Source organism: Trichococcus sp., from assembly GCF_049589555.1.
Lineage (GTDB): Bacteria > Bacillota > Bacilli > Lactobacillales > Aerococcaceae > Trichococcus.
In genome coordinates, this window is sequence record NZ_JBAWAZ010000016.1 from 1 (window position 1) to 14,243 (window position 14,243).

13 protein-coding genes are annotated in these 14,243 nt (G+C 50.0%); 8 read left to right on the top strand and 5 right to left on the bottom strand.

The genetic code is table 11. The annotated features are described in order from the left end of the window. Both WBV27_RS00865 and rlmN read left to right on the top strand, forming a co-directional pair. Nucleotides 1–550 (top strand): NRAMP family divalent metal transporter (locus WBV27_RS00865; protein WP_424198575.1); only part of this gene is annotated, 550 nt, incomplete at its 5' end. A 204-nt stretch (nt 551–754) separates the two neighbouring features. Then, nucleotides 755–1,819, top strand: a complete 1,065-nt coding sequence (rlmN, locus tag WBV27_RS00870) for a 23S rRNA (adenine(2503)-C(2))-methyltransferase RlmN (protein ID WP_424198577.1) — start codon at nt 755–757, stop codon at nt 1,817–1,819. Nucleotides 1,820–1,866: 47 nt separating this feature from the next. On the opposite strand, the gene WBV27_RS00875 is transcribed toward rlmN, so the two are convergent. Beyond that, nucleotides 1,867–2,205, bottom strand: coding sequence for a hypothetical protein (locus WBV27_RS00875; RefSeq protein WP_119092293.1), 339 nt, complete (start codon nt 2,203–2,205; stop codon nt 1,867–1,869). Nucleotides 2,206–2,340: 135 nt separating this feature from the next. On the opposite strand from WBV27_RS00875, the gene WBV27_RS00880 reads away from it, so the two are divergent. Beyond that, nucleotides 2,341–3,207 (top strand): DegV family protein, encoded by an 867-nt coding sequence (locus tag WBV27_RS00880; protein ID WP_424198580.1) that lies wholly within the window; start codon nt 2,341–2,343, stop codon nt 3,205–3,207. Nucleotides 3,208–3,267: 60 nt separating this feature from the next. Here the strand turns inward: WBV27_RS00880 and WBV27_RS00885 are convergent, their stop codons facing one another. Next, on the bottom strand, nt 3,268–5,655 hold the full coding sequence (locus tag WBV27_RS00885) for an AAA family ATPase (RefSeq protein WP_424198582.1): 2,388 nt from the start codon (nt 5,653–5,655) through the stop codon (nt 3,268–3,270). Nucleotides 5,656–5,890: 235 nt separating this feature from the next. On the opposite strand from WBV27_RS00885, the gene pfkB reads away from it, so the two are divergent. After that, on the top strand, nt 5,891–6,805 hold the full coding sequence (pfkB, locus tag WBV27_RS00890; protein ID WP_424198584.1) for a 1-phosphofructokinase: 915 nt from the start codon (nt 5,891–5,893) through the stop codon (nt 6,803–6,805). Nucleotides 6,806–6,871: 66 nt separating this feature from the next. Here the strand turns inward: pfkB and budA are convergent, their stop codons facing one another. Then, nucleotides 6,872–7,585 carry an acetolactate decarboxylase gene (budA, locus tag WBV27_RS00895; RefSeq protein ID WP_424198586.1) on the bottom strand — a complete coding sequence of 238 codons (714 nt, stop codon included), beginning with the start codon at nt 7,583–7,585 and terminating at the stop codon, nt 6,872–6,874. A 165-nt stretch (nt 7,586–7,750) separates the two neighbouring features. Then, nucleotides 7,751–8,065, bottom strand: coding sequence for a thioredoxin (gene trxA / locus WBV27_RS00900; RefSeq protein WP_424198588.1), 315 nt, complete (start codon nt 8,063–8,065; stop codon nt 7,751–7,753). Between the two features lie 182 nt (nt 8,066–8,247). Between trxA and WBV27_RS00905 the strand changes: the two genes are divergently transcribed. From WBV27_RS00905 to WBV27_RS00920, 4 genes are all read left to right on the top strand, one after another. Next, complete coding sequence (locus WBV27_RS00905; RefSeq protein WP_424198590.1) at nt 8,248–8,688, top strand: MarR family winged helix-turn-helix transcriptional regulator; 441 nt, start codon at nt 8,248–8,250, stop codon at nt 8,686–8,688. 56 nt (nt 8,689–8,744) lie between these two features. Next, nucleotides 8,745–10,484, top strand: coding sequence for an ABC transporter ATP-binding protein (locus WBV27_RS00910; protein WP_424198592.1), 1,740 nt, complete (start codon nt 8,745–8,747; stop codon nt 10,482–10,484). Then, nucleotides 10,474–12,360 (top strand): ABC transporter ATP-binding protein, encoded by a 1,887-nt coding sequence (locus WBV27_RS00915; RefSeq protein WP_424198594.1) that lies wholly within the window; start codon nt 10,474–10,476, stop codon nt 12,358–12,360. The genes WBV27_RS00910 and WBV27_RS00915 overlap by 11 nt, the downstream gene beginning before the upstream one ends. A gap of 192 nt (nt 12,361–12,552) precedes the next feature. Then, nucleotides 12,553–13,116 carry a DUF6512 family protein gene (locus WBV27_RS00920; protein WP_424198596.1) on the top strand — a complete coding sequence of 188 codons (564 nt, stop codon included), beginning with the start codon at nt 12,553–12,555 and terminating at the stop codon, nt 13,114–13,116. Between the two features lie 118 nt (nt 13,117–13,234). On the opposite strand, the gene WBV27_RS00925 is transcribed toward WBV27_RS00920, so the two are convergent. Beyond that, complete coding sequence (locus tag WBV27_RS00925; RefSeq protein ID WP_424198598.1) at nt 13,235–14,233, bottom strand: asparaginase; 999 nt, start codon at nt 14,231–14,233, stop codon at nt 13,235–13,237. Nucleotides 14,234–14,243: the final 10 nt, after the last annotated feature.

A 14,243-nucleotide genomic window follows, 5' to 3' on the forward strand; every position in this document is an offset into this window, starting at 1 on the left:
GATTGTCGGGATGTTTTTTACGACTGTCACTGCTTTCATGATTGTGCTGACAACGGCCGGGACCCTTCACCTTAGCGGCATTACCACCATCAATTCCGCTTCGGAGGCCGCTCAAGCGCTTCGTCCATTGGTGGGGGACTTCGCCTATTGGCTGTTCGCTTTGGGCATCATCGGAACAGGCCTGCTTGGTGTGCCTGTTTTGGCCGGCTCCTCGTCCTACGCCATTTCCGAATTTTTCGGTTGGGAGACTGGTCTGGGTAAGAAACTGAAGGAGGCGCATGGTTTCTACGGCGTCATCACCATCGCCACGCTCATCGGGCTGACGATCAATTTTGTCGGGATTGATCCGATGAGGGCTTTGTACTATTCCGCAGCCATCAACGGCTTGATGGCCCCGCCGCTGATGCTGCTGATCCTCTTCATCGGGAATAACAAAAAAGTGATGGGCAGCCATACGAATCACCGTTTGGGGAATGTGGTCGGCGGTATTGCGACGTTGGTGATGTTCATCATTGGCTTGCTTTTCATGAAGGATTTCTTCGGCCTCTAGCAGACGGCTTTTATCGAAAAAAATTTATACAAAGAATTGGCCTCGGATAAATGTTATCCGGGGTCAATTTTTTTGCGCATACATCAGAGCGAACAGGTTTTCGTTTTTGCACTTTTTCACTTATTTTAAGGATGTAATTCCATTTTCATAAAAATGTGTTATGATATGGATTGAAAATTTGCACGGTAAAGAAAGGAAAGTAAAATGAATACACCTTCTATTTATGGATTGACTTTGGATCAGCTGGAAGCTTGGTTGTTGGAACAAGGCCAGAAAAAATTCCGCGCCCAACAGATCTGGGACTGGCTATATATCAAACGAGTCCTGGACTTTTCGGAAATGACAAACTTGTCAAAAGATTTGGTTGCCCTTCTCTCCGACAACTTCCTGCTGCAGCCCCTGAATCAAGTGGTCGTCCAAGAATCAGCGGACGGCACCACTAAATATCTCTTCCAACTGGAAGACAAACTGATGATCGAAACCGTCCTGATGCGTCAGGAATACGGCCTGTCCGTCTGCGTCACGACGCAAGTCGGCTGCGATATCGGCTGCACGTTCTGCGCAAGTGGTCTGAAACGGAAACAACGCGATTTGACTGCTGGCGAAATCGTTGCGCAAATCATGCAGATCCAACACTACTTGGATCAAAAAGGTGAAGGCGAACGCGTCAGCCACATCGTCGTGATGGGCATCGGCGAACCGTTCGACAACTACGACAATGTCATGGCCTTCCTGAACATCGTCAACCATGCCAAAGGTTTGGCAATCGGTGCACGTCACATCACCGTTTCCACTAGTGGATTGGCTCCGAAAATCCGCGAATTCGCGGAAAACGGGCTGCAAGTCAACTTGGCTTTATCCTTGCACGCGCCGAACGATGAAATCCGCAGCCGCATGATGCGCATCAACCGCAAACACCCGCTGAAGGAAGTCATGTCCGCCATCGATGAGTATCTGGAAAAGACAAACCGCCGCATCACTTTTGAATATATCATGATCTCTGGTGTGAACGACAGACCGGAGCAGGCGCACGAATTGGTCGCCTTATTGAAGGATAAGCGTCACCTTTCCTACGTGAACCTGATCCCTTACAATCCGGTTGCCGAACACATCAAATACGAACGCAGCACCAAAAAGGATATTTTGGCGTTCTATGATATCCTCAAAAAGAACAACATCAACTGTGTCATCCGCAAGGAACACGGCACCGACATCGATGCCGCCTGCGGCCAACTGCGCAGCAAACATCTGGAAAAAGCAACTAAATAATTGACCTTTCGCTAAGCAACCTCGGTAAAATGAGGTTGCTTTTTTAATTATTCCTCATCAGGCGCGGTATCCTGCATCCAACCTTTGAATCCGCAATGTGGGCAAGTCAACCGTTTGCCTTGCTTGCCTCCGTTCAACGACAACAGATCCGTCAGGAATTTGATTTTGAATTTGCGCCGGCACTGTGGGCAGACGTATGCATTCACGCGCGAATGGTAGTAGACGATCGCGAACAACGCAGCGATTCCAGCCAAAATCATAAGCGCCGGATAAAAGCCGCCTGCTCTCTCAGCCGCAGGAAAGCCAACCACCAAGAACAGCACATACCCCGCAACCGCAAGCATCGTAACGATATCCGATTTCCGGTTTTTCCCATTTTTTGCCATGCCTCATTCTTCCCTTCCTGTTTCTGATTCAATCATAACACTTTTTGGTTGGGCACTAAAAGTGTGGTATATTGGAACCAACAAATTAAGTCCATTGGCAATAACATATTTGACCATTGGAGACGGAGGAATAGTATGAGCAGAGTAATCCTTACGACTGAAAGCGGCGCGGATATCCCCACTGATTTGGCAAAGAAACACAATATCCAGATTGTATCGATGCACGTCATCATGGATGATATCGATCATCTTGATGGATCTTTTCCGGTCACGGATCTGTATGATTATTACGAGCGAACAAAAAAAACGCCTTCCACGACCGCAACCAATCCAAACGAATATACCGCTTTTTTCGAAAAGATCCGCTCTGAGCTTCCCGACAGCATCATCGTGCATATCGGCTACACCTCCAAGGCCTCTTCCTCATTCCAGAGTGCCGTGTTGGCGGCGGAAGATTTCGAGAACATCCACCTCATCGACGCCCTGAACGTATCCGGCGGCTTGGCCGCGATCGTGCTTTATGCCGCTGATCTGCTTGAAAAGGAACCGGATATCGCAGTGGGAAAATTGGTTTCCGCCATCGAAGCTGTAGTGCCGCGCACGCACTTCTCGTTCATGCCATCCGGTCTCGAGTTCCTGCGGGCAGGCGGCCGCGTCTCCAATGCAGCTTATCTGGGCGCATCGCTCCTGAAGATAAAACCGACTATCGAATTGATCGACGGCAAATTGGTTTCCACAAAAAAATACCGCGGCAAGATGAGCCGCGTCGTTGTCGATTTTTTTGATGACTACCTGAAGGCTTACGCCATCGACGACAATAAGCTGTACCTCATCCAATCGCTCGGCTTGGATGAAGAAATCATGAACCAAATGGAAAACTACGCGAAGGAAAAAGGCTACCAGGACGTCACTTGGATCCAGACCGGCGGCGTCATCACTTCCCATGGCGGTCCTGGCGCTTTCGGGATTGCCGGAATCGAGAAAACAGTAAACGCCGAATAAAACAAAAAAACTTCTGCATTACGGAATAATTCCGTAATGCAGAAGTTTTTTGTTTGTCCACTAATTCTCTTCGATATCCTCCGGCAGGATCGTGAACAGGTCGGCCTCCTCATCTTCGGCCAGGCGGTTGCTTTGGTGCAGCTTCGCCTTCTCGAAGAGGCTCCTGGCTGTGCGGGCGTTGCCGAAATGGCTGTCGCGTGTTGTATAGGACTGCACGAACAGATTCTTCACTTTCTCCTGGGCTTCCTCCGTCAGCACAAAACCTTGCTGGGTGGCGGCCATGTGGAAGATTTCCGTCAGTTCTTCGCTGTCGTAATCCGGGAAATCGACCGTGTAGGCGATCCGGCTGCGGATGCCGGAGTTCATGCTGAGCATCTGCTCCATCTCGCTCGGATAGCCGGCCATGATGACGACCAGTTTGTCGCGGTTGTCCTCCATCTCCTTGATCAGCGTACTGATGGCTTCATAACCGAAGTCGTTTTCGGAGGCGGAATAAAGGGAATAGGCCTCATCGATGAACAGCACGCCGCCGTAAGCTTCCTTGATTTTCTCCAATGTCTTCGGTCCGGTCTGGCCGACGTATTGCCCGACAAGCTCTTCCCTTGTGACTTCGATCATGTGGCCGCGCTTCAGCACACCGATGGATTTCAGGATTTGGCTGATCAGCCGTGCGATGGTTGTCTTGCCTGTGCCGGGGTTCCCGGTGAAGACCATGTGCAAGGACAAATCGTTCATCGGATGTCCCATCTTTTCCCGGCGCTTTTCGGCACGTACGTAATTCATGATCGAGCTGACTTGTTTTTTGACATCCTTCAACCCGACCAGATTGCGCAGCTGCGCCATCAAATCTTCAATATTATCCCCGAACAGTTGATTCGGGTCGATGCCGAAATCAAGCGGCTCGAGGATGACCAGATCATCCTTCGTCACCGGCTTTTCGCTCAGACGGAAGGCTCGTTCGCGCATCGCTTCTTCCATGATGTTCCTGACGGCACGGGCATTGGCGAACTGCGGGACGACTTTTTCCTGATTGATTTTGACCCTGAAAGCCTGCTCCGCTTCCTCAGTCAACGTATAATGATTATCCTTGGCTTGCGCCTTGGCGATTTCCAACAGTTCCTGGTCGGAAAAATCCTCGAAATCGATCTGCATGTTGATCCGGCTAGACAAGCCAGGATTCGATTTCAGCAACTGCTTCATGCCGGTGTCATAACCCGCCAGGATCACGATGAAATCATTACGGTGATCTTCCATCGCTTTGATCAAAGTGTCGATGGCTTCGGAACCGTAATCGAGCGAATCGCTGTCCGAGGACGCCAAAGAATAGGCTTCATCGATGAACAGCACGCCGCCCATGGCTGATTCGATAACGGCCTTTGTCTTCTGCGCTGTCTGGCCGACGTAGCCGCCGACCAGATCCGAGCGATCGACTTCCACCAATTGTCCCGATTCAAGGATGCCCAAGGAATAGAAGATATCCCCCAGAATCCTGGCGACCGTCGTTTTCCCTGTGCCCGGATTGCCGGAAAAGGCGAAATGATAGGAAGGCTGTTCATTCTTCTCGATCGACAGCATATAGGCCCGCTTTTTGTCATATTCGACAAGCTTCACGATCCGGTTGATGGTCTCCTTCACTTCCGTCAGACCGATCAGATTGTTCAGTTCGGCCAAGGATTCTTCAAGCGAGACTTTGACTTTCCGGTTGGAATGGGTCGCATCCATATGGAAGTAATCCGCTTGCGGCCCTCTTCTTGCCAACCGACTCGATTGCATAGTCGCGATCAGCTTGCCGACTTTTTCGGTGCTGTGCGAAAGCGGCCGGGTTCGTTCCAATTCCTTGTGGATGCGGCGGCATTCGTCAAAGCGGCCGTGGATGTAGTAGGCATAGACGCGGTCGTATTCGATGGCATCGTCATAGCCGTATTTCTCGGATTCTTCGATGGAAGCCAGGATTGTTTCCAGTTCCTCTTCTTGTTGCAGGTAGATCTTCGATTTCAACCGCAATGCCGCAAAGGATTTCGGGCTGTGCTTGAGCACCTGATCGACGAGTTCCAGCGCCCTCGGGAGGTCGTTCTTTTCGAAGGCCATCTTCGCCAGTACAAGGGCCGCTTCCCAATTGGCGGGGTTGCGGGTGAAGGCGGCTTGCGCATAGCTCTCCGCTGCCTTATCATCTCCGTCCTCCGTATACAGCTTCGCCAGCAGCGTCAAATAGGCATCGCCGGTGCCGTCCAATTCCACTGCCCGCAATGCATAATGCATCGCTTTTTCCAGATTGCGGTTCTTGTAGTGGCTGAGCCCCAGCAAATAATTCACATGCGGATGGTCCGGATGCGTCCGGATGGCTTCCATCAGGACCGGGACACTGCTCAAGGACATGTTTTTCCTGATGTTGTTCTCGATCCCTTTCAGCCTCTCGTCTATGTTTTCAGTTAAATTCTCGTCTGTCATCCGATGCTTCTTCCTTCCCGTTCATATATTCTATTTATTTAAAATCGACCTTTTCACGATGCCCTTTATTTTAGCACAATTCCGTCCCTTTTCATGCGTTTACGCTCACCGTTTTTCTCGTTCATACCTGGGAGCCTGCGCAAAAAGGCTATCTTTTGAGTTTGCCTGCCGACAGGGTTATACTTTGGTTGAAAGCGAAAGAACTGCGTGCCATCCCAGACTGGAGGAGTTATATATGATTTACACGATCACACTGAATCCGACCATCGATTACATCGTCACTGTCCCTCAATTGACTTTGGGCCATTCCCATCATATGCAGGATGAACTGATCACGCCCGGCGGGAAAGGCATCATGGTTTCGCGCGTCCTGAAAGCACTCGGAATCCCCTCAATTGCATTGGGCTTCCGCGGAGGCTTCACCGGTGACTTTGTGCGCGAATACATGGAGGAACTGAATATCCTCAACCAATTCACCGTGATCAAAGAGCGCACTCGCATCAATCTCGTCCTGAAGTCGGACCAGGATACCGAAATCAGCGACTACGGTCCCAGCGCAACCGACGAGGAAGTCGCTCGTTTCATGAAAGGTTTCGAGGACATCTCAACGCAGGATTTTGTAGTGATGTCGGGCAGCAAGCTCCCTTCCATGCCGAAGGATTTTTATGAACAGCTGATCCGGTCCCTGCACGAGGAGGGCGTGCCTTTTGCCTGTGATATCACCAAAGATGAATTGCGCAACAGCCTGCAGTATCATCCCTTGGTCGTGAAACCCAACCAGAAGGAAGTCGGCGAATTTTTCGGCCGGACCTTCACCACTTGGCAGGAGGTTATCCCTTACGGCAAACAACTGGTTGAATTGGGCGCCCAGCATGCCATCGTTTCCTTGGGCGGTGATGGCGCCTTGCTCTTCACACCGAATGAAGTCATCTATGCGCCGCCTTTATCCGGAAAAGTCGCCAATCCGGTCGGAGCCGGAGATTCCATGGTGGCCGGGTTCGTTGGCACCTTCATCCGGACAGGGGACTCTTCGGAAGCTTTCCGGGTAGCCGTAGCCGCCGGAACCGCGACCGCCTTCTCCCCGGATATCGCAACCACTGAAGAAATCGAGGCGCAATTGGGCCGCGTTGTTCTGGAAAAAATCGAATAGAATACAAATTTTAAAAGCGTTGGATAATCCCGGTCTCCGGAGGTTATCCAACGCTTTTTTTCTTTATTAGCCTTCTGCTTCGGCCATTTCTTCCGCCAAGTTGTGGTAGCCGATTTCTTTGTCCATGAAATCATCCGATTGGACGGCGAAATGTTGCATGATGCTTTCGATGGTTTGGATCTCGCATTTTGCTTCATCAACGATGTAATCGAGGATGTGTCCGCCAAATTTGCGGTCATCGCTGATGAAATGACAATGGAAGCCACCCTTGGCTACGCCATCAAACAATTCAGGTGTATAGATGCCGATTGCCGTCCCTTGCATATCGTAGGACTCGAATTCCGGCTGGACACGCGTCGCTTCGATCAGGCGCGGATACGGTTTTTGCTGCTTCGGCACCGCCCGCGTATGCATGTATTCAAAATGCCCGGTTATTTTGACGACCGAGAACACATTCCGGCTGCGCACGCGCTTGACAATATCCGACCTGACTTTTCTCAGCGTCATCGGCCGGTCGATGTCGTATTCACGGTCCGGTTGAAAAAAAGTCACCGCAGCATGCGGCGTTGTCTGGGATGGATCGACTTTCGAAATCGATCCGTCCGCCTTCGCTTGATAGGCGATGCCGTCCAACAGGATTAGTTCCCCTTCAAAATCATGGAAAGTCCCGATTCCGATGTCCCCATGCTTCAATAGCTCTTCAAATGTCAGGGTTCCGTCGAATACCCCCGCCATCAAATCCCCCAGCGTCTGATGCTGATACAATGTACTTTCGCCCATCTGCTCCCGCCCCTTCTGTTCCCTTATGAGATCATTTTTTCTGTCTGAACATGATAGCCCATTATATCACAGCGGAAAGGCGTCAAACAATCGCATCACACATAATGTCAGGCGGCAAACAATGAGGGCCGCCCCTAAACGAGACAGCCCTCCATTCATACTATATTACGCTAATTTTGTTTCCAGATAATCAACCAAAACATCTTTCGGATGGTAGCCTGTCAGTTTTTCCACCGGTTTTCCATCTTTGAACAACACCATCGTCGGAATGCTCATGATGCCGAACTGGGAAGCCGTCATTTGGTTCTCGTCGATATTCAATTTGACGATTTTCACCTTGTTGTCCATCTCTTCTTCGATTTCTTCCAAAACGGGTCCAAGCATGCGGCAAGGTCCGCACCAAGGCGCCCAAAAATCCATCAATGTCAAACCGTCTTGTACTTCACTCTGCCAGGTTGTATCTGTCACTTGTGTGCTCATTCTTTATCTATCCTTCCTTAAACTGTATATTTTTACTTAAATTTCTTATCAACAAAACGTATTATACCCCACCCGGTATTATTAGTAAATAAAAAAGATTCAAAAGTAAGCAAGATGATTGACAATCCCTCTTAACAGGCATAATATAGTTAGGGCACGAACTACATGGGTGGTGAAAAATAATGAGCAACACAGAACTGCTAGGATTCCGGATCAGGTCGGTTTGGCAACAAGTTAAGCGCCTCATGAACAGGCACTTGACCGAAAATGATGGTTATGGCCTGACAGGCATGCAATTTGCGATCGTTTCCTACATCGCCAAAGAATCCGCAGAGAGGGACGTCTTCCAGAAAGATCTCGAGCAGAAATTCGACATACGCAAATCGACAGTCACAGGCATCCTGAATACGATGGAAAGGGATGGCTTGCTGCTGCGGGAGACCGTTCCTTATGACGCCAGACTGCGGAAAATGATGCTGACGGATAAGGCTTTGCATGCAAAAAAAAATACGGAACAAGTGATTGATTCCGTGGAGAGCCAATTGTCCAAAGGCTTGACCGAAGAAGAAATCGCCACCTTTTTGAGCATTCTCGAGAAAATATCGAAAAATGCAGAAGGCTGATTGCCTCAACAATTTCTAAGAACCCCCAATCATTATTTACGGAAAGGATTAACGCTATGATAAAAAAACTCATGGGCAGCATACGCGAGTATAAAAAGGATTCGATCCTTGCCCCTATATATGTCACTTTGGAAGTCGTACTTGAAGTGCTTATCCCCTATCTGATGTCTATGATCATCGATAAAGGGATCGGAGAAGGAGACATGCCCTTCATCATCCGAATCGGACTGATTTTGATCGTCTCCACCCTCTTCTCATTAGGGTTCGGCGTCCTATCGGGTTTGCATGCGGCAAAAGCTTCGGCCGGATTCGCCAAAAATATCCGCAAGGACATGTACTACAATATCCAGGATTTCTCATTTTCGAATATCGATCAGTTCTCGACATCCAGTCTGATCACCCGTTTGACGACGGACATCACGAATGTCCAGAACTCTTACCAGATGATCATCCGGATCATGGTCCGGGCGCCGCTTATGCTCGTATTCTCATTGTTGATGGCTCTGAGCATCAACAGTGAACTCGGGATGGTCTTCCTTGGAGCGATCCCGTTCCTGGGCTTCGGTCTTTACCTGATCATGTCACAAGCCTTCCCGATTTTCCAGAGAGTTTTCCGCACCTATGACAAGCTGAACCGGGTCGTCCAGGAAAATCTTTATGGCATCCGGGTCGTAAAGTCCTTTGTGCGTGAAGAGCACGAAACCGAGAAATTCAAATCCGTCTCCAAAAAAATCTACACTGATTTCACTAAAGCCGAAAAAATCTTGGCGTTCAACAGCCCTTTGATGCAGTTCACGATGTACGCAAGCATACTGACGTTGTCCCTATTGGGCGCGCGCATGATCGTCTCCGGTTCGATGACGACAGGCCAGCTGATGAGTCTGATCACTTACGCTTCCCAAATTCTGATGAGTTTGATGATGATTTCGATGGTCTTCGTCATGGTCACCATCTCCCGCGCTTCAGCGGAGCGGATTGTGGAAGTACTGAGTGAGGACAGCGACCTGAAGAACAACAGCAATCCGATCATGGTCATTCCTGACGGATCGGTCAGTTTCGAGCAGGTGGACTTCAGTTACACCAACGATCCGCAGAAGCTTGCCTTGAAAAATGTCAGTTTTTCCGTCAAATCAGGGGAAACGGTCGGCATCATCGGCGGGACCGGCAGTGCCAAAACATCATTGGTCCACCTTATTCCGCGTCTGTATGATGCAACCGGTGGTACAGTGAAAGTCGGCGGCATCGATGTACGCGATTATGATATGCAGACATTGCGCAGCGAAGTCGCTATGGTGCTCCAAAAAAATATCCTGTTCTCGGGAACGATCAAAGACAATCTGCGATGGGGTAATCCTGCCGCTACCGATGCAGAGCTGATGACCGCGGCGCGACAAGCTCAAGCCGATGAATTCATCCAACGTCTTCCTGACGGATACGACACTTATATTGAAGAAGGCGGCACAAACGTTTCCGGTGGGCAAAGACAAAGGCTCTGCATCGCGCGCGCTTTGGTGAAACAACCAAAAATCCTGATTCTAGATGACTCGACCAGCGCCGTGGATACCCGGACGGATTCCTTGATCCGGACCGCTTTCAAGGAAGAAATCCCGAACACAACCAAATTCATCATCGCCCAGCGCGTCTCTTCCGTTCAGGATGCCGACAAGATCATCGTGATGGAGAGCGGCAGCGTCAATGGCATCGGAACGCATGATGAATTGCTGGCAACAAACACCATTTATCAAGAAGTCTACTATTCACAAACGAAAGGGGGAAAAATTGCTGATGAAGCCTAATCAACCAAAACGGCGCGGAGCCAAAGATGCCGGCAAAACGACAAAACGCCTCCTGTCCTATATTTCCAAAGGCCACAAATTCACCTTTAGCCTTGTATTGATCTGTATCCTCATAAGCGCCCTTGCCAATGTTGTGGGTTCGCTTTTCCTGAAGACGCTGATTGATGAGTATATCACGCCTTTACTGGGCGTAACCAATCCGGTCTTCACCAGCATGTACCGTGCGATCGCGATGATGGCCGGCATTTACATGATCGGTGTCGTGGCGACGTATGTCTACAACATCCTGATGGTTTCCATTTCACAGGGGATCCAGAAAAAAATCCGCGATGAGCTGTTCGCGCATATGCAGACCTTGCCGATCAAATATTTCGATACGCATGCGCACGGGGATGTCATGAGCCGCTACACCAATGATATCGATACTTTGCGCCAGATGCTTTCGCAAAGTATCCCGATGGCCTTTTCTTCCCTAGTCACGATCATCAGTGTATTTGCTGCGATGCTGGCGGTAAGTTTGCCGCTGACGCTCATTGTTATCCTGATGGTCGCCTTGTCAATCACCGTCACAAAAACAATCGGCGGAAAAAGCTCCGTCAACTTCGTCAAGCAGCAGCAGACGCTCGGTAAAGTGAACGGCTATATCGAGGAGATGATGCACGGACAAAAAGAAGTGAAAGTTTTCGGACGCGAAACGGAATCGAAGGAACGTTTCGACAAACTCAACGACGAGTTGCGCGAGAGCGCGACGAACGCAAACATCTACGCAAATATCCTGATGCCGATTCTAGGGAATCTGGGATTCCTGCAATATGCTCTGATCGCTATGTTCGGAGGAGCCATGGCTGTCGCAGGCATCGGCGGCCTGACCTTGGGGGCGATTGCTTCCTTCCTGCAGTTGAGCCGTTCTTTCACAATGCCGGTCAACCAGATTTCCCAACAAGTTTCATCGATCGTGATGGCTTTGGCGGGTGCTGAGCGGATCTTCGAATTGATGGATGAAAAGCCTGAGTTGGATGAAGGCACCGTCACTTTGGTGAATGCAACCATGGTCGGTGATGAAGTGAAGGAAGCCGAAAACCATACCGGACTTTGGGCATGGAAAGTGCCTCAAGCAGATGGTTCGGTCCGTTATACGCAACTGACCGGTGATGTCCGATTTTTTGATGTCGACTTCTCCTACAATCCCGACAAACAGATTCTGCATGACATCAGTCTTTATGCCCATCCTGGCGAAAAAGTCGCTTTTGTGGGATCGACGGGTGCTGGCAAAACGACCATCACGAACTTGATCAATCGTTTCTATGACATCCAGGACGGAAAAATCGTTTATGATGGCATCGACATCGCAGACATCAAGAAAAATGATCTGCGCCGTTCCCTTGGTATCGTGTTGCAGGATACCAACCTCTTCACCGGAACGATTCTGGAAAACATCCGTTACGGCAATCTGCACGCATCCGATGAAGAAATTTATGCGGCAGCGCGTTTGGCGAATGCCGATGATTTCATCTCCCGTTTGCCGCTGGGATACAAAACAGTCATTTCCGGCGACGGCGAAGGTCTTTCCCAAGGGCAGAAGCAATTACTTTCGATTGCCCGTGCGGCAGTTGCCGATCCTCCCGTCATGATACTGGATGAAGCAACTTCCAGCATCGACACGCGGACAGAATCGATTGTGCAGCGCGGCATGGATGCGTTGATGCAAGGACGGACCGTTTTCGTCATCGCCCACCGCCTGTCCACCATTCAAAATGCGGATGTGATCATGCTGATGGAGCAAGGCCGGATCATCGAACGCGGCGATCATGAGAAATTGATCGGCGAACAAGGAAAATATTATCAGCTTTATACCGGAGCATTCGAGCTCGAATAAAGCATTTAAGAATCAAATCGAAACACCCCGCAAAATGGAAGCTCCAATCAGGAACTGCCATTCTGCGGGGTGTTTTTGGCATGCAGCCGAGTTAGATGAAGCCAAGGCCGACGCGTGGTAAAATGATCACGAAAGATACTTCATCCACCAAATTCGTGACGTTTGCCGGCCCGAGAGAAAGAGGTCCTTGCGATGACTGAAAAGAGAGTTTTCCGATCCGATGCATTCGTCATCCGTTCCTTTGTTGCCGGCATCCCGTTCATCCTGATGTTCGGCGGCCTCTCCCACTTCGCATTCGCATGGTTAGGGAATGTGAGTTGGGCTGCGCCTTTCGTCCCCGTGAACGAGAGTGTCTGGGAACATCTGAAAATGAGTTACTGGTCCACCTTCCTGTGGTTTCTATTCATCTTCCTCTTTTTCGGAAAAAATAACCGTCTTTCGCCATCCCGCTGGTTGCTGGCGGGGATCGTGTCCATGCTGTTCTGTCCGCTCCTCATCGTCACCGGATTCTACACGCTCAAAGGCGCTTTCGGCATTGAATCCCTTTTCACTGATGGGATGCTGTTCTTTTTCGGCATAATCAGCGGTCAACTGTTGGCTTCCCGCACTTATCGCTATGTCGATCCTCGCCGCATTTGGCTTGGAACGGCAGCCGTTCTCTGGCTTCTATTCGCGCTTGCGTTTGTGCTGTTCAGTTTCCAGCCTCCCGCCCTGCCGCTATTTCTGGATACGCCGACCGGAAGCTATGGTTTTTAGATTGCTTAGGGTGGGATCCGCTTAAGGGTGGCTGCGTTCACACCGTCAAAAAATACTAAACCTACGAAAAACAGAAAAGAGCGGAAAAGCCATCCTCAGCGAGGGCTTTTCCGCTCTTTCAATACAGGATATCGTTGCTGATCGTGGTGTAGAACAATTCCTTGATCCGGGCCGGGTCTTGGGTCTGGCCCAATATCCACATCAGTTTGCATACGACCGCTTCGGTGATCATGTCGTAGGCTTCCAAAATATTGACCCGCGATTTCAGTTCGTGGCCGACTTTGTAGATTTCCATGTCGCTGCCCTCATTCGGGACCTGCGTCGTCATGACCACCGTCTTCCCTTGGCCGATCCAGTGGTTGATGACCTCGAAATATCCGTACTCCGGCGCCGAAGGGATGCCGCCGACTCCGTAGCTTTCGATGATGATGGCATCGTTCCGCTCAAGCATGTAAGCAAGAATATCCGAATCCACTCCCGGCGTCAGCTTGAACAACGCGACCTTCGCATCCAGACTGTCGTAGAAACGCGGTGCTGGCGCTTTTACTTTTGTGATGTAGGAGATCACGCGTCCGTCCTGAATGATCGCCAGATAAGGGTAATTGATGCTGGAAAAAGCCTGAAAGCTCTTGGAATGCGTCTTTCTTGCCCGTGTTCCGAGGATGACCTTCCCGTTGAAGACGATCTGGACACCGCTGGCGGAATCGGACGATGCATAAAGGAAACTGTCGAAGAGATTCGTCTTCGAATCAGTGATTTCCATATTGATCGGTTTTTGGGCACCAGTGATGATGATCGGTTTGGGTGAATCCTGGATCATATAGGAAAGCGCGGCAGCCGTATAGGCCATTGTGTCGGTTCCGTGGGTGACGACAAACCCGTCATATTGTTCATACTTTTCCCTGATGGTGTCCGTCATCAGCACCCAGATGTCAGGCGCGATGTTGGTGCTGTCGATATTGCAGATCTGCAGGGTATCGACCTCGCATATTTCTGAGATACCGGGAATAAAAGCCAATATCTCTTCTGATGTCAGTTGGGGATCGAGCCCATTCGGCGTTATTTTTGATGCGATCGTACCGCCCGTTCCGATCATCAATATCTTTTTCTTAGTCACACCTTCACCT